The 15158-nt window shown below is 72.3% G+C and carries 15 protein-coding genes and 1 pseudogene; 12 read left to right on the top strand and 4 right to left on the bottom strand.

The genetic code is table 11. The annotated features are described in order from the left end of the window. The 9 genes and pseudogenes from AB0C73_RS07135 to AB0C73_RS07095 all read left to right on the top strand — a co-directional run. Positions 1 to 120: pseudogene (locus AB0C73_RS07135) on the top strand (hypothetical protein); the annotation flags it as partial. A gap of 98 nt (positions 121 to 218) precedes the next feature. Then, positions 219 to 1511, top strand: a complete 1293-nt coding sequence (locus tag AB0C73_RS07130) for a family 2 encapsulin nanocompartment cargo protein terpene cyclase (RefSeq protein ID WP_362525575.1) — start codon at positions 219 to 221, stop codon at positions 1509 to 1511. A 40-nt stretch (positions 1512 to 1551) separates the two neighbouring features. Continuing rightward, positions 1552 to 2430 (top strand): geranyl diphosphate 2-C-methyltransferase, encoded by an 879-nt coding sequence (locus tag AB0C73_RS07125; RefSeq protein ID WP_362525572.1) that lies wholly within the window; start codon positions 1552 to 1554, stop codon positions 2428 to 2430. Positions 2431 to 2896: 466 nt separating this feature from the next. After that, positions 2897 to 4600, top strand: coding sequence for an RNase A-like domain-containing protein (locus AB0C73_RS07120; protein WP_362525570.1), 1704 nt, complete (start codon positions 2897 to 2899; stop codon positions 4598 to 4600). 10 nt (positions 4601 to 4610) lie between these two features. Next, on the top strand, positions 4611 to 5270 hold the full coding sequence (locus AB0C73_RS07115) for a hypothetical protein (RefSeq protein ID WP_362525568.1): 660 nt from the start codon (positions 4611 to 4613) through the stop codon (positions 5268 to 5270). A gap of 43 nt (positions 5271 to 5313) precedes the next feature. After that, positions 5314 to 5706 carry a WXG100 family type VII secretion target gene (locus AB0C73_RS07110; protein WP_362525565.1) on the top strand — a complete coding sequence of 131 codons (393 nt, stop codon included), beginning with the start codon at positions 5314 to 5316 and terminating at the stop codon, positions 5704 to 5706. A gap of 61 nt (positions 5707 to 5767) precedes the next feature. Further along, on the top strand, positions 5768 to 6070 hold the full coding sequence (locus AB0C73_RS07105; RefSeq protein WP_362525564.1) for a WXG100 family type VII secretion target: 303 nt from the start codon (positions 5768 to 5770) through the stop codon (positions 6068 to 6070). Between the two features lie 43 nt (positions 6071 to 6113). Next, positions 6114 to 6434 (top strand): RNase A-like domain-containing protein, encoded by a 321-nt coding sequence (locus AB0C73_RS07100; protein ID WP_362525562.1) that lies wholly within the window; start codon positions 6114 to 6116, stop codon positions 6432 to 6434. 8 nt (positions 6435 to 6442) lie between these two features. Beyond that, positions 6443 to 7081: a contact-dependent growth inhibition system immunity protein gene (locus AB0C73_RS07095; protein WP_362525560.1), complete on the top strand. Its 639-nt coding sequence runs from the start codon at positions 6443 to 6445 to the stop codon at positions 7079 to 7081. A gap of 89 nt (positions 7082 to 7170) precedes the next feature. On the opposite strand, the gene AB0C73_RS07090 is transcribed toward AB0C73_RS07095, so the two are convergent. Both AB0C73_RS07090 and AB0C73_RS07085 read right to left on the bottom strand, forming a co-directional pair. Beyond that, positions 7171 to 7644: a hypothetical protein gene (locus tag AB0C73_RS07090; protein ID WP_362525559.1), complete on the bottom strand. Its 474-nt coding sequence runs from the start codon at positions 7642 to 7644 to the stop codon at positions 7171 to 7173. A gap of 21 nt (positions 7645 to 7665) precedes the next feature. After that, positions 7666 to 10188, bottom strand: coding sequence for an ATP-dependent Clp protease ATP-binding subunit (locus AB0C73_RS07085; protein WP_362525556.1), 2523 nt, complete (start codon positions 10186 to 10188; stop codon positions 7666 to 7668). Between the two features lie 210 nt (positions 10189 to 10398). Here AB0C73_RS07085 and AB0C73_RS07080 point away from each other — a divergent pair, with 210 nt between their 5' ends. Together AB0C73_RS07080 and AB0C73_RS07075 are read left to right on the top strand one after the other, a co-directional pair. Next, positions 10399 to 11412 carry a Dyp-type peroxidase gene (locus AB0C73_RS07080; protein WP_362525554.1) on the top strand — a complete coding sequence of 338 codons (1014 nt, stop codon included), beginning with the start codon at positions 10399 to 10401 and terminating at the stop codon, positions 11410 to 11412. 5 nt (positions 11413 to 11417) lie between these two features. Then, a complete protein-coding gene (locus tag AB0C73_RS07075) occupies positions 11418 to 12242 on the top strand; it encodes a family 1 encapsulin nanocompartment shell protein (RefSeq protein ID WP_362525551.1) in 825 nt (274 codons plus the stop codon). Between the two features lie 30 nt (positions 12243 to 12272). On the opposite strand, the gene AB0C73_RS07070 is transcribed toward AB0C73_RS07075, so the two are convergent. Then, on the bottom strand, positions 12273 to 12737 hold the full coding sequence (locus AB0C73_RS07070; RefSeq protein ID WP_362525549.1) for a GreA/GreB family elongation factor: 465 nt from the start codon (positions 12735 to 12737) through the stop codon (positions 12273 to 12275). A 230-nt stretch (positions 12738 to 12967) separates the two neighbouring features. On the opposite strand from AB0C73_RS07070, the gene AB0C73_RS07065 reads away from it, so the two are divergent. Next, positions 12968 to 13660, top strand: coding sequence for an HAD-IA family hydrolase (locus tag AB0C73_RS07065; RefSeq protein ID WP_362525621.1), 693 nt, complete (start codon positions 12968 to 12970; stop codon positions 13658 to 13660). 324 nt (positions 13661 to 13984) lie between these two features. Here AB0C73_RS07065 and AB0C73_RS07060 read toward each other — a convergent pair whose 3' ends face one another. Further along, positions 13985 to 15088, bottom strand: a complete 1104-nt coding sequence (locus tag AB0C73_RS07060) for a serine protease (RefSeq protein ID WP_362525546.1) — start codon at positions 15086 to 15088, stop codon at positions 13985 to 13987. Positions 15089 to 15158 lie beyond the last annotated feature (70 nt).

The following is a 15158-nucleotide window of genomic DNA, read 5'->3' as shown; positions in this document are numbered from 1 at the left end:
GGCATCAACGAGCAGGCGATCATCTCGTACCTGGTCACCACCTACTACTCCGCCGCGATCCTCGTGCCCGACGCGCTCGGCGTGCTGGAGAACGTGCAGATCTCCCGCAGGAACGACTAGGCGGACCCCCGCCAGGCGGGTCTTCCTCTGTCCGAGGGCCGTGCCCGGCCGGGTCCATCCGGCCGGGGCGGCCCCCTCATCCCAGCAAGGAGCCACGGATGCCCGATCCCGGGCCTTCCCCGCTGCCCGGCCCGCCCTCCGTCCCGTTCCGGTCCGCGGTTCCGGCCGCGGTTCCGGCCGCACCACCGGTGCCCGCGCCGCCGGCGCCCGTACCGCCGGAGTCCGCCATCGAGCGCATCCTGCGCGGGCCCAGCGGTCTGGGCACGTCGGCGCTCTCCCTGGCCCGGCGGCCGGCCCCGGAGGCGCTGCCCGTACCCGAACCCGACGCCGTACCCCTGCCGGAGCTCGTACCCGACGCCGTACCGGAATCGCTGCCCGAGAGCGGGACCGAGACCGGGACCACGGCCGACCAGGGCACGCCGATCCCCGGTCTCTACTTCCATCCCATCGCCGAGCCCGACGCGGCCCGGGTCGCGGAGGTCAGCCGGCGGATCAAGGAATGGGCGGTGGACGAGGTCCAGGCGTACCCACCCGAGTGGGAGGACCAGTTCGACGGCTTCTCCGTCGGGCGCTACATGGTCGCCTGCCACCCGGACGCCCCGACCGTCGACCACCTCATGGTCGCGACCCGCCTGATGGTCGCCGAGAACGCGGTCGACGACTGCTACTGCGAGGACCACGGCGGCTCGCCGATCGGCCTCGGCAGCCGGCTCCTCCTCGCGCACACCGCGCTCGACCCGCTGCACACCACGGCGGAGTACGAACCGGCCTGGCGCGAGTCGCTGGAGTCGGACGCCCCGCGCCGGGCCTACCGCTCGGCCATGGAGTACTTCACCCGGCTGGCCACGCCGTCCCAGGCGGACCGCTACCGGCACGACATGGCGCGGCTGCACATGGGCTACCTGGCCGAGGCGGCGTGGGCCGAGACCGACCACGTGCCCGAGGTGTGGGAGTACCTGGCGATGCGCCAGTTCAACAACTTCCGCCCCTGCCCGACCATCACCGACACCGTCGGCGGCTACGAACTGCCGGCGGACCTGCACGCACAGCCCGCCATGCAGCGGGTCATCGCCCTCGCCGGGAACGCGACCACCATCGTCAACGACCTGTACTCCTACACCAAGGAGCTGGCCAGTCCCGGCACGCATCTCAACCTGCCCGTGGTGATCGCCGAACGCGAGGGCGTCTCCGCCAAGGAGGGCTATCTGAAGGCCGTCGAGGTCCACAACGACCTGATGCACGCCTTCGAGGCCGAGGCCGCCGCGCTCGCCGCCTCCTGCCCCGTACCCAGCCTGCTGCGCTTCCTGCGCGGCGTGGCCGCGTGGGTCGACGGCAACCACTACTGGCACCAGACCAACACCTACCGCTACAGCCTGCCCGACTTCTGGTGAGCACCCGCCACCCGACGTCCGGCGAGAAAAGGATTTCTCTGTGACCACCGAGCTGACCCCCACCGACGCCTCCACGATCATCCCCGGCCCCGCGAACCCGTACCAGGGCGACATCGCCCGCTACTGGAACGCCGAGGCCCGGCCCGTGAACCTGCGCCTCGGTGACGTGGACGGCCTCTACCACCACCACTACGGCATCGGCGAGATCGACCACGCCTCCCTCGGCACCCCCGAGGACAGCGAGTACGAGAAGAAGCTGATCGCCGAGCTGCACCGCCTGGAGTCCGCCCAGGCCGAGGTCCTCCTCGACCACCTCGGCCCGATCACCGCCGCCGACACCCTCGTCGACGCCGGCTGCGGCCGCGGTGGATCGAGCGTCATGGCCCACCAGCGCTTCGGGTGCAGGGTCGAGGGTGTCACCCTCTCCTCCACCCAGGCCGAGTTCGGCAACAAGCGCGCCCGCGAGCTGGGCATCGACAGCCATGTGCACGCCCAGGTCTGCAACATGCTCGACACCCCGTTCGAGAAGGGCAGCATCGCCGCCTCCTGGAACAACGAGTCCAGCATGTACGTCGACCTCGACGACCTGATGGCCGAGCACTCCCGCCTCCTGAGGGTCGGCGGCCGCTACGTCACCATCACCGGCTGCTGGAACCCCAAGTACGGCCAGCCCTCCAAGTGGGTCTCCCAGATCAACGCCCACTTCGAGTGCAACATCCACTCCCGCCGCGAATACCTGCGCGCCATGGCCGACAACCGCCTGGTCCCGAACGCGGTGATCGACCTGACCGCCGCGACCCTCCCGTACTGGGAGCTGCGCGCCACGTCCTCGCTGGTCACCGGCATCGAGGAGGCCTTCATCGAGTCGTACAAGGACGGCTCGTTCCAGTACCTCCTGATCGCCGCCGACCGCGTCTGATCCGCCGCCCCACCGGCGGAAAGGGGCCGGGCCCGTCCTGCGGACGGGCCCGGCCCGCTGCGTGATCGGAATCCGGTCAACTTCCCCATGGGCCATGGGCTTTCGCGTGTGCTCCTGCTAACTTCGCGAGCGAACCGACGGAGCCGGGGGGACTCATGGGGCGGGGAACGGGCACGTACGCGCGCTGTCGCGCGACGGACGGGACGACCCGATGAGTACGCCGAGCCCCAGCCCGACCGGTACCGCGACACCGGGCCCGGGCCCGAGCCCCAGTCCGAGTCCGAGCACCGGTCCGGCCCCGCAGCCCTCGCCGACCCCGAGCCCCGGCACCACACACCTGCCGTCGCCGGCACCGTCCCCGGGCACGCCCAGCCCCCAGCCGACGCCCTCGCCGAGCCCGAACGCGCCGCCGACCCCGCCGAGTTCCGGCCCGCCGCCCCAGCTGCCCCCGGCGACACCGCCCGCGGTGACGAACCCGTGGACGGGCCCCGGCGGCTTCGACGTCCAGCCGTTCCACCTGTACCAGGTGGCGGCCGCGCTCGCCGTCGAGCAGCAGTCGTTCCACCGGGCGCTGACGCAGTTCCTCGACGTGCACGCCGGCTACTCCAAGGTCGGCGGATCCGGCACGGTCACGGTCGAGTTCGCCACCCAGTACGCCGCGGTCGTCGCCCTGCTCCTGGAGGTGCACGGCAAGGCCGTCGTCGCGATCGGCGGCGCGGCGGTCGGCTTCACGACCACGGCCAACAACTTCCGGCAGGCGGACGCGGCCACCCACCCGCTCAGTCCGCCCTTCACACCGCAGCCGCCGCCACAGGTCATCACCGCGCCGCCGGCGTACCAGGCCCCGCCGCCGTTCGGCGTGCGCGACGGCAACGCCGTCGACGACTTCGCCGACATCTTCGACGACGGCGACATCCCCGGCTCCATCATGCGCAGCGTGATCGAGGAGGCGCTGCGCACCGGCCGCGCCCTGGAGATCCTGCCGCTCCCGAACTACCTCAGGGTCAACACCCTTTCGCAGGCCTGGCTGCCGTACCAGACCGGCCTCGGCATCATCCAGGGACAGCTCAGCGGCACCGTCGACGCCATCACGGACAACGCCAACGGCGACTGGCACGGGGCGATGCTTCAGTTCGTGTCGTCGCTCTGGGGCACGACCGCCTGGGGCAAGAGCACGGCCGGCTACGAGTGGGGGCACAAGCCGCAGACCGGCGCGGGCACCAGCCTCCCGGTCTTCGGCGTCCTGAGCACCACGGCCCAGATGCTCGCCGAGGCCATCCGCTCGTACGCGGAGGCCGCCCAGAAGGTGCGCACCGAGCTGCGCGAGATCCTGTACAAGGCCATCAAGGACGCCGTGGCCGTCCTCGACCTCACCGACCTCGGGCACTTCTGGGAGCGCCTCAAGAAGTCATGGAAGGGGTTCGGCGCCGCGGTGATGGCCAACATCGACACGGACGCCGTCAACCGGGCCGTCGACACCTACGAGACCGCGCTGCGGGAGCAGATCGAGGTGGTGAAGAAACTCCTTGAGCCACTGCGGGAGGCCGCCCGCGCGGTGCCGACCTTCGCGTCGGAGGAGGCGCGGGCGGAGGCGTTCGGGGCGCGTTCGCTGTTCGAGTTCGACCGGTCGATCGTGCCGCTGAACGAGCAGTCCCGGGACCCCAACGTCAGGTTCGGCATCGACCTCGCCTCGACGGAGTGGGAGCGCAACGATTTCCAGCCCCCGTCCGGAGCACTGAGGCCCGGTCTTGAGGCCCACACGGTCGACAAGCACATCGGACTCACCCCGGAGCAGTTGATGCACCGGCTGCGCGACCAGGGCGGCGCCGACGCGTCGACGTTCCGCGACCTCCCGTCCGCCCAGCAGTACGTCCAGACCGCGGTGAACGACCCCGCGAAGAAGACCGAGCTGGAGACGTGGATGCGCAACCAGGAGCGGAAGGTCGCCGACGGCAGCTTCAACCCCAAGTCCGTCAAGGCCTGGGACTTCCCCGTCCAGGACGCGAACGGGCAGCCGGTGGCCGTGGGAAGCTCCGTGAGCCAGACGGATTTCGCCAACTCGGGCTACTCGGCCCAGGCCAAGGACGTGCACACGGTGCACGTGGTCCTCGCCTACTCGCCGGAGTCGAAGTCCTTCTACGTGCTCACCGCCTACCCGAAGGCCCCTTAGCATGCGTCAGGTGACAGAACCGACCGACGCCGTCCTCACCAGCGGGGTGCTCGCCCGCCTCGTCGACCTCGCCGCGGCCTCACGGAACCCGGGGGCCGCCCCGCTGGAGGACGAACTCCAGCGCTTCTCCCGGCTGATGCAGGACTCGCACGCGATCGCCTGGGTCATGCCCTTCGACGTGGTGGCCTCGCTCCTCGACGGTCTGGCGGACGCATGCGCCACCGAGAGGTTCGCGGAAAGACCGGCCGTGTTCCGTGACCGGCTCGCTCGCGCCGCCGGCGACGAACCCGTCGACGCCTTCCTGCGCTCCCTCGCGGCACTCGTCCGCGACCCCTGGTTCGGCGACTGCCCGGGCTACGACGAACTCCCGCTCTCGCAGTGGGAGGCGCTCGCCCGCTTCGACGTCGTCAACGAGTTCGCCTCGCAGTTGCCCACCGGTGAGTACGACCGTGACCCGGAGGCGGAGGCGCGCGACCTGGTCGCCATGGACCACCCCGACTGCCACGGCAGAGTCGCCGATCTCGCCGGGCAGCTCCAGCGAGTCCTCTACATGTTCCGCTCGCCCGCCGAGCTCGACGCGGCCTTCGCGCCCGTCATGCCGTCGGTGACGCACGCCCGGCTGCGGCTGCTCCTCGACGCCGTCCACGCCCACTTCGCCGAGCAGCACTGACCGCACCGACCGCACCGACCGTACCGACCCGGGAGCCGCCGCCATGTCCACCGAGCCGAACCTCGACGTCACCGACGAGGACCTGAAGCGTCTCGCCGAGGACCTGGACGCCATGCGGGCGCACATCGACGGACAGGTGCGCCGGATGGACGCGCTGGTGGACCGGGCCGAGGCGCGGTGGCGGAGCGAGGCGGCGACGGCGTACCGGAAGCTGCACCGGGAGGCCGGGGCGGACGCCGTGAGGGTCCGGGAGATCATCGGGGTGCTCGCGAAGGCGGTACGGATGAGCCGGGACGGGTTCACCCGGCAGGAGCTGGACATGCTGCGTCAGTTCCGGGCCGAGATGAAGAAGGTCGACATCGACGCGGAGGTGCGGGGACTGTCCGGAGAAGCGCCCACCGCTCCGGCACCGACCAGCAGGATCAGCGAGCTCTGAGAGCCCTGAGAGCCCTGAGAGCTTTGAGAGCTCTGAACGTCCGCACCACAGAGGGGGAGACATGAGCGACGACGGCTCCATCAGCGTCGACCTGGTCGCGCTGCGCGAGATCGCCGGCGACCTCGAGGACATCCTGCGCGCGCTCAACCAGCGCCTGACCACGCTGTACGACCGCACCGTGCCGGTCGTCCTCGCCTGGCAGGGCGAGGCCCGTGAGGCGTTCGTGGACGAACTCGACCGCTGGGACCGGCAGATGGAGGATCTGCAGGCCGCGCAGAAGTGGCTGCACGCGATCGTCACCACCGGGCACGCCAACTACTCCGCCGCCCGGCGGGCCACCCTGCGCGGCTGGGGCGGGGCCTGACATGACGACACCCCCCGTGCCCCCCGCACCCCCCGCACCCCCCGTGCCTGCCGCCCGTGCCGACCGCGCCGCGAGCTTCCCCGACCGGGCCACCGCCCAGTGGGCCACCCAGCAGGCCATCGCGCTGAACGAGCAGCTCGTCCACCGCTGGCTCGCGCAGTCCACCCGGCGGCGGCTGGTGATCGAGGCCGCGTGGCCCTCGCGCCCCGAGCCGGTGGGCACGGTGCTCACCACGGGGATGATGCTGGCCGGGCAGGAGCCCGTTCCGGTGCGGGCCGTCCGGGTCGTGCTGCGCCGGAACGGGGACGGCGAGCCCGGCGCGTACCCCTTCAGCGTCCACTCCTCCCTGCCCGTCGACCTGTAGAGGCGCCCGTGTCCCTGAACCCCGCCGAGCACGACCGCAAGTACGGCGAGCTCGACCAGGTCGTCCGTGCCCATCTGGGCCTCGGTCCGCACGCCCCGGAGGCGACGGAGGGCTATCTGCGGCAGACCTGGCGCACCCGGCCGTGGGCGATCGCGGTCGCCGCCGAGCAGCTGCGCGTGCTCGCCGAGAACCCGCCGGGGCGGCTGCGACTGCGGCTCGGCGAGTACTACCGGCTGCCCGACCTCGGGCTGCCGCCGGAGGAGATCCGGGACTGGCTGACCGGGCTCGCCGACCGGCTCGACGAGAGCCTGGTGACCGGCCAGGCGCCGCCGCCGGCCGCGCCCGCGACGCCGTGGGAGTGGCGGGCCCGCTTCCCGGAGCTGGCGCAGTTGCTCGGCGGCTGGTTCACCCAGGACATGCCGCAGGAGTTCGTCGACCACGAGTCCGCGCTCGCCGACTACCTGGACGGCACGGATCCCGGTCTGGCCGCCCAGCTGACGGGGGAGCTGCACGACCTGCTCGCTCTCGGGCTCGACGAGGACGGCCTGGCCCTGGCCCTGGTCACCCTCGGCGCGGAGGTCGAGCCCCCGGTGCCGTACACGCCGGGGGCGTGGCTGGCGGCACTCGCGGTGCGACTGCGCGGCTGACGCCGGAGCCGGGGGTGTGGAGCTTCGGCCTTGAGGCCGATCCGGGGCCCCTCCCAGACGAAGCCCCGGGGAGACTCTCCGGACACGGCCTACGCGCCGGGCTCCCGGGGCCCCTCCGGGTCCGCCGGTCTCTGGGGCTCGTCGGGGCCCTCCCGGCGGCCGGGTTCGGGGAGCATGCCCGGGTGGCCGGGGGCGTCCGGGGGCAGGGCTTCCTCGGGCATGAGGAGCCGCAGGGCGCGTTCGACCTGGTCCGGGTCCGGGACCGCGACGGCGATCCGGGCGAAGGGCGAGTCCGGGGCCAGGTCCATCCAGAGGGACGGTGACCCGGCCCGTACGGCGACGAAGTCCGTGCCGGCCGGACCGTGGCGGAGGCCCACGCAGTGGCCCGGCAGCCACACTCCCCGGCCCGTCCGGCCGCGCAGCACGCGCCACCAGCTGGGCTCGACGCCGAGCGCGCGCAGCGCGGCGACGGGCGCGTGGACCGTGCGCCGCCGGGCGGCCAGGGCCTCGCGCGGCCCGAGGCGGACCACGATCTCCGTCCCTTCCACGGTCACCCGCGTCACGGCACGCTCACCGCCGCCGCCTCACACCGCCGCCGTTTCCCCGGGCGCCGGGCGGATCGTGCAGTGCAGCGAGTCGTCGATGACGTCCGCGACGATCGTGTCGCCCGGGTTCGCCTCGCCGCCGAGCAGCAGCGAGGCGATGCGGTTGTCGAGTTCGGTCTGGATGGTGCGGCGCAGCGGGCGGGCGCCGAACTCGGGCTGGTAGCCGTGCGCTACCAGGAGCTTCTTCGCCGCCTCGGTGACCTCCAGCTTCAACCCCTGTGCGTGGACGCGGTGTTCGCTGCGGTCGAGGAGGTGCTCCACGATCCGGGTGAGATCCTGCTCGGTGAGGCTGTGGAAGACGATGATGTCGTCGATGCGGTTGAGGAACTCGGGCAGGAAACGGCCCCGCAGGTCCTCCATCAGCTCGTCCTTCAGCTCGGCCGCGTCGCCCTCGTGGGCGAGGATGCGGTGGGCGCCGATGTTGGACGTCATGATGACGACACAGTGGCGGAAGTCGACCGTGCGCCCCTGACCGTCCGTCAGGCGCCCGTCGTCCAGGATCTGGAGGAGGGTGTTGAAGACGTCGGGGTGCGCCTTCTCCACCTCGTCGAAGAGGACCACGCTGTACGGCTGGCGGCGCACCTTCTCGGTGAGCTGGCCGGCCTCCTCGTACCCCACGTATCCGGGCGGCGCGCCGACGAGCCGGGCGACCGTGTGCTTCTCCTGGAACTCGCTCATGTCGAAGCGGACCATGCGGTTCTCGGCACCGAACAGCAACTCCGCCAGCGTCTTGGCGAGTTCGGTCTTTCCGACACCGGTCGGGCCGAGGAAGAGGAAGGAGCCGACCGGGCGGTCGGGGTCACCCATGCCCGCGCGGTTGCGGCGCACCGCCTCGGACACCGCCGTGACGGCCTCGTCCTGGCCGACGATCCTGGCGTGCATCTCCTCCTCAAGGCGCAGCAGACGCTCCTTCTCGCCCGCGGTGAGCTGGGAGACCGGGATGCCGGTACGGCGGGACACGATGTCGGCGATGTCGGACGCGGTCACCGACACCACGCCCTCGCGGCGCTCCTCGATGCCCGCCAGCTCGCCCTCCACCTCGGCGATCTGCTTCTTCAGCTCGGCGGCCCGCTCGAACTCCTCGCCCGCGACGGCCTCGTCCTTCTCCCGGCGCAGCTTCGCCAGCCGGTCCTCGCGACTGACGACCTCGGTGGAACGGCCCGCGCTGCGCAGCCGGACCCGGGCGCCCGCCTGGTCCATCAGGTCGATCGCCTTGTCGGGCAGGAAACGGTCGCTGATGTAGCGGTCGGACAGTTCGGCCGCGGCCGCGAGGGCCCCGTCGGCGAACCGGACCTGGTGGTGGGCCTCGTACGCGTCGCGCAGTCCTTCGAGGATCTGCACGGTCTCCTCGACCGTCGGCTCGGGGACGAGGACCGGCTGGAAGCGGCGTTCGAGGGCCGCGTCCTTCTCGACGTGCTTGCGGTACTCGTCGATGGTGGTCGCCCCGACGACATGCAGCTCGCCACGGGCCAGGGCGGGCTTGAGCATGTTGCCCGCGTCCATCGAGCCCTCGCCGGTCGCGCCCGCGCCGACCACGGTGTGCAGTTCGTCGATGAAGAGGATGATCTCGCCCTCGGCCTGCTGCACGTCCTCGATGACCTTCTTCAGACGCTCCTCGAACTGGCCGCGGTACTGCGCGCCCGCCACCATGCCGGACAGGTCGAGCGAGACGACCCGCTTGTCCTTGAGGGTGTCCGGCACCTCGCCCGCCACGATCCGCTGGGCCAGGCCCTCCACGATCGCCGTCTTGCCGACGCCCGGCTCGCCGATCAATACCGGGTTGTTCTTGGAGCGGCGGGACAGGATCTCCACCGTCTGCTCGATCTCCTCGGCCCGCCCGACCACCGGATCGAGCTTCCCGGCCCGCGCCTCCTCCGTGAGATCACGGCCGTACTCGTCCAGGGTGGTCGCCGGCTCCTTCGGCGCCGCCGCCGGCGCGCTCTCCGGCCGCGACGCCTGCTCGGCGAGCCCGCGCAGCTTCTGTACGTCCAGGTCCTCGGCCCGCAGGAAGCGCGTCGCACCGGAGTCCGGATCGCGCAGCAGCGCGCCGAGGATGTGCTCGGGGCCGATGTACGAGACACCCGCGGCCCGCGCGTACCCGTGCGCCGCCGCCAGCGTCCGCTTGGCCGCCGGGGTCAGCCCGGGCTCCGCGGACGGCTCGCCGGACTCCCGGGGCAGCACCTGGGAGATCTGCTCGGCGAGCTTGTCCGGGTCCACCCCGGCCTCGGACAGGATCCGCCGCGACGGTTCGATTCGCGTCGCCGCCCACAGCAGGTGCTCGGTGTCCAGGTCGTCCGTGCCGTCCTCGGCCGCCCGCCGCGCCGCCCGGCCGATCAGCTCACGGGACGACTCGGTGAGCAGACGTCCGATCGGCACGCGCTGGACGGCCGGGGGAGAGGACGCCGGCGACATCCCGAAGAAGCGGTTCAGCAGATCGCCGAAGGCATCGGACGAACCGAAGGGATCGGACGGGCCGAAGGGGGAACCGAACGCCATCGACATCTGGGGCTCCTGAGGAGGCCTGAGGAGGTGGTGGGCATTCCCACTCAAACCCGCCCTCCGGCACCCCGCAACCCACCCGCCCGCACCCGGGTGCGGGTATCCGGGTGCGGGTATCCGGGGGCGCGGATACGCTGACCCCGGTCCAGGTGTCCGAAATGGGCATGTCTGTACGCATCCGAGCGCAGTCGGCGAACGCCATCAGGGAGTCGTGTGAGCACCCCGCAGCCCGTCCTCGCCCCTCCCGCGAAAGCCGCCGTCTTCCTGGTGGCCACGGTGAACCCCGGTGGCGAGGCCACGGTCCGCGACGCGCTCGACGGCCTCGCGGGACTCGTGCGCTCCGTGTCCTTCCGGGCGCCCGAGGACGGCCTCACCGGTGTCGTCGGCATCGGCGCGGAGGCCTGGCCCCGCCTCTTCGACGCCACGCCACCCCGCGACCTGCACCCCTTCCGGGCACTCCGCGGCCCCCGCCACACCGCCCCGGCCACCCCGGGCGACCTGCTGCTCCACGTACGGGCCCTGCGTATGGACCTGTGCTTCGAGCTGACCCGGCTCGTGCTCGCGTCCCTCGGTGACGCCGTCACCGTCGTCGACGAGGTGCACGGCTTCCGCTACTTCGACGAGCGTGACCTGCTCGGTTTCGTCGACGGCAGCGAGAATCCGGAGGGCCGCGCGGCGGCCGCCGCCGTGTACGTGGGCGACGAGGACCCCGCGTACACCGGCGGCAGCTATGTGATCGTGCAGAAGTACGTGCACGACATGGCGGCCTGGGAGGCGCTCCCCGTCGAGGAGCAGGAACGGGTCATCGGGCGCACCAAGTCCGCCAACATCGAGCTCCGCGGCGACGCCAGACCCGCCGACTCGCACGTGGCCGTGAACACCCTCGTCGACGAGGACGGCACCGAACGGCAGATCCTGCGCGAGAACATGCCCTTCGGGGCCGCCGGGCGCGGCGAGTTCGGCACCTACTTCATCGGCTACGCCCGCGCCCCCGAGGTCACCGAGCGGATGCTGGACCGGATGTTCCTCGGCGAGCCGCCCGGCACCACCGACCGCATCCTCGACTTCTCCACGGCCGTCACCGGCTGCCTCTTCTTCGTCCCGAGCGCCGACTTCCTCGACGCCCTCCCCGACCCGTCGCCCGCCGGCGCGACCGCACCCGCTACGGCCCCCGTCGCAGTGTCGACCGCAGGTTCGCTCGGCATCGGCAGCCTGAAAGGAGCCTGACCGCCATGACACCTCCCGGCGACCCTGCCGACGGCACCAATTTGCACCGCGAACTCGCCCCGGTCACCGGCGCCGCGTGGGCGCAGATCGAGGAGGAGGCCGCGCGGACCTTCCGCCGGCATGTCGCCGGCCGCCGCGTCGTCGACGTGCCCGACGCGGCGGGACCGGGGCTCGCCGCCGTCGGCACCGGCCATCTCACCGGCATCGACGCGCCCGCCCCCGGCGTCACCGCCCGGCTGCGCGAGGCGAAGCCGCTGGTCGAACTGCGTGTGCCGTTCACCGTGAGCCGCGAGGCCGTGGACGACGTCGAACGCGGCGCCAACGACTCCGACTGGCAGCCCGTCAAGGACGCCGCCCGCGCCATGGCCTTCGCCGAGGACCGCGCCGTCTTCGACGGCTACCGGGCCGCCGGCATCGACGGTCTGCGCGAACGCAGCTCCAACCCGGTGCTCGGACTGCCCACCGAACCCCGCGACTACCCCGACGCGGTCAGCCGCGCCCTCACCGCGCTCCGGCTCGCCGGTGTCGACGGACCGTACGCGCTGCTGCTCGGCGCCGACGACTACCGGGCCGTCAGCGAGACCTCCGACCACGGCTATCCCATCGCCGCCCACCTGGCCCGGATGCTGGACGGCCCGCCGATCTGGGCGCCCGCGCTCACCGGCGCGTTCGTGCTGTCCCTGCGCGGCGGCGACTTCGAACTGCGCCTCGGTCAGGACCTGGCCATCGGCTACACCGGCCACGACGCCGAGGGCGTCGACCTGTACTTCCAGGAGACGCTGACCTTCCTCACCTACACCGACGAGGCCGTCGTCGTCCTCGAACACTGACGGGTTCCGCCGCCTGCCGCCCGCGGATGGTCAGCCGCCCACGGAGACGACGACCGCGCTCATCGGGCCGCCGGGTGCGCGGTACGTGACGGTGTCGCCGGCCCGGCGGCCGAGCAGCGCGGTGCCGAGCGGGCTGTCCGAGGTCACCAGGGCCGGGTCGTCGGGGTCGGCCAGCTCGGTGACGTGCACCGTCGACTCGCCGCCGTCCTCGAAACGTACGGTGACGGTGGAGCCCACCCCCACCGCGCCGGCGGACGGCGCGCCCGCCGCGGCCGCGCCGCTCAGCCGCTCCTCGATCCGGGCGATCCGCCGGTCGAGCCGCGCGAGCTCGTCGGCCCGCTGCAACTCGTCGGCCTCGTCGGCCCGGTCGCCGACCGCACCGGCCTCGTCCCTCAGCGCGGCGGCCACCGCGGCGCGCTCGGTGCGCAGCTCGGCCAGTTCCTCCTTGAGCGCCCGGAGGGCGTCGCCGTTGATCGGCTCGGGACCGTCGGTCATGGCTGCTCCCGTCGTGGGTTCGGGGGAGTGGGGTCGGAGAGACCGGTCGCCTCCATTACCGCACCGCCCGCCATGCCCGGCAATCCGGACATACCCCTGGGGGGTATTGCGCAGGTGGCGGTGCGGGAGTTCCCCGCGGTGGAGGGAATTCCGCAGATCCCGATCCCGATCGCCGATCACCGATTCGCCCGGGCGTGGCGTTCTACGATCGAGGGGTGATCAAAGGCGTCATGTTCGACTTCTCCGGCACGCTGCTGCGCGTCGAGTCCGTCGCCCACTGGCTGGACGCGGTCCTCGCCGCGGTGGGAACGGGGGTCGGGCTGTCCGGGGACGAGTTCGCCCACACCGTGGAACGGCTCACCTATCACGGTGCGATGCCCGGCGGGCCGAACCCCCGGAGGGTGCCCGAGCGTCTGAAGAAGCTCTGGCAGGGGCGCGACCTGGACGAGGAGCGGCACCGTGCCGCGTACACGGGCCTGATCCGTGAGGCCGGCGTCACCGATCCGGCGCTGGTCGACGCCCTCTACGACCGGCACAAGACGCCCGAGGCCTGGCACCCCTACCCCGACACCGCCCGCACCCTCGGCGAGCTCAGCCGCGGCGGCGTCGCGGTCGCCGTGGTCAGCAACATCGGCTGGGACCTGCGGCCGGTGTTCCGCGCCCACGGGCTCGACACATGGGTCGACGTCTACGCCCTGTCCTTCGAGGTCGGCGTCCAGAAGCCCGATCCGGGCATCTTCCGCTACGCCTGCGAGCGGCTCGGCCTCGCCCCCGCCGAGACCCTGATGGTCGGCGACGACCGTACGGCCGACGGCGGCGCCGAGGCGCTCGGGGCCCGGGTGCACTTCGTCGACCCGCTCCCCGTCGACCGGCGCCCGCACGGCCTGCTCCCCGTCTTCGGCCTGCTCGGCGACACGGCCTGACGCACGACGCCGGGTTCGAGAACGTACGCGTCGATCAGGGCGGCCGTACCGTCGCCCTGACGAAGGCTCACTTCATGGCCAGATTCCGGGCGTTGAAGGAGGCCGGGCAGAACATCGGCGAGCCGCGTCGTGATGCGCCGGGTCAAGGACGGTGAGCCCGTGCTCTACCACTTCCTCTGGCGGCTCGACGCGGCGGGCCGGCCCACCACGCTGCTGCGCGAACTCACCTTCGAGCGGGACCTGTCCGGGCTCATCGCGCTGATGTCCGCCCGCTGACGGCCCTTCCCGTCCTCCGCCCTTCCCGCGAGGCGAGCCGCCGATCCCTCACACCCAGTTGATCTCCGCCTTCGCGAGCAGCGGATCGTCCTCCAGCTCCCACAGCGGCACCGCCACGTTCCCGATCCGGTAGCGGCCGCCGAAGTGCAGCCCGAGGACCCGGTGGTCGGTGAGGTCGAAGACCGGGGAGCCGCTGTTGCCGCCGAGCGTCGAGCAGTCGTGGCGCATCACCAGGCCGCCGGGGGTGAACTCGGTGGCCATGCCCGGCTGGAGCCGCTTCACGTTGTAGATGTCCATGAAGATCCGGCGCATCGACTCCGGCTCGTTGCGCCGCCCGTCCCACGCCGGATAGCCGATCACGTACACCGGGCGGCCCGGCACGTTCGCCGGGGCGTCCGCCGCCACCGCGAGCGGGGTCGGCAGGGGCTCGCCGTCCGGCGGGGCGATCCGCAGCAGCGCCAGGTCCACGTCCGGGTGGATGCCGATCACCTCGGTGATCTCGTACGGCAGGGGGCCGGCGGCCGGCACCGGTCCGGGCGCCGGGTGCGCGGGCAGTTCCTCGGCCGGGTCGACCCGGGCCGTCATGCCCTGCTGGAAGGTCCAGCCCGCTCCCTCGGCCCGGCTGAACTCGGCGGCCACGTGCCGGTTGGTCATCACGGCCTCGGGGCCGACGACGAAGGCCGTGCCGATCCAGTCCAGGTTCGGATGCCCGGTGACCTCCACCCGTCCCACCCGGAGGATCGACTCGTGGATCGCGGCCCGGGCGGCGTCGAGCACCGACCAGTCGCCCTCCTGGGACGGGAAGTCCTGCCCCTGCACCAGGATCGCGGGCCGGCCCTCCAGGAGGACGATCGCCTCCACCCCGAAGTACTCGTCCTCGTCGATCTCGTCAGCCCGGTCCGCGGCCAGCTTCTCCAGGCCGGTGAGCCCGGCCTCCAGGACCCGGGCCCGCTCCTCCTGCGCGAAGCGCCCGATCTCGGCGCCCGGCGCGACGGCCGGCGGCAGTTCCTCCGCGGACTCCTGGATCTCCAGCTCCGCCTCCAGGCGGCCGCGCACCCGCTCCGCCACCGCGCCGAGATCGCCGAAGACCTGCTCGGGGCCGGTCGCCACCGGTGACCCGGCGTGCGAGCCGCTGCGTGATCCGTAACCCATCTCCCGCCACCTACCTCCGCCTTGCCTTTGCCCTTGCCTCTGTCTTTGCCTTTGCCTTGCCCTTGTCTCC

This window comes from Streptomyces sp. NPDC048623 (assembly GCF_040650755.1).
Classification (GTDB): domain Bacteria; phylum Actinomycetota; class Actinomycetes; order Streptomycetales; family Streptomycetaceae; genus Streptomyces.
Note: the sequence above shows the minus strand (reverse complement) of the source record. Positions and strands in the feature narration are given on the sequence as shown.

Bases quoted from the DNA above. Each gene is read 5' to 3' on its own strand.
- AB0C73_RS07130 (WP_362525575.1), top strand. From the start codon at position 219: ATGCCCGATCCCGGGCCTTCCCCGCTGCCCGGCCCGCCCTCCGTCCCG.
- AB0C73_RS07075 (WP_362525551.1), top strand. From the start codon at position 11,418: ATGACACCTCCCGGCGACCCTGCCGACGGCACCAATTTGCACCGCGAA.
- AB0C73_RS07105 (WP_362525564.1), top strand. From the start codon at position 5,768: ATGAGCGACGACGGCTCCATCAGCGTCGACCTGGTCGCGCTGCGCGAG.
- AB0C73_RS07070 (WP_362525549.1), bottom strand. From the start codon at position 12,737: ATGACCGACGGTCCCGAGCCGATCAACGGCGACGCCCTCCGGGCGCTC.
- AB0C73_RS07060 (WP_362525546.1), bottom strand. From the start codon at position 15,088: ATGGGTTACGGATCACGCAGCGGCTCGCACGCCGGGTCACCGGTGGCG.
- AB0C73_RS07065 (WP_362525621.1), top strand. From the start codon at position 12,968: ATGTTCGACTTCTCCGGCACGCTGCTGCGCGTCGAGTCCGTCGCCCAC.
- AB0C73_RS07085 (WP_362525556.1), bottom strand. From the start codon at position 10,188: ATGTCGATGGCGTTCGGTTCCCCCTTCGGCCCGTCCGATCCCTTCGGT.
- AB0C73_RS07110 (WP_362525565.1), top strand. From the start codon at position 5,314: ATGTCCACCGAGCCGAACCTCGACGTCACCGACGAGGACCTGAAGCGT.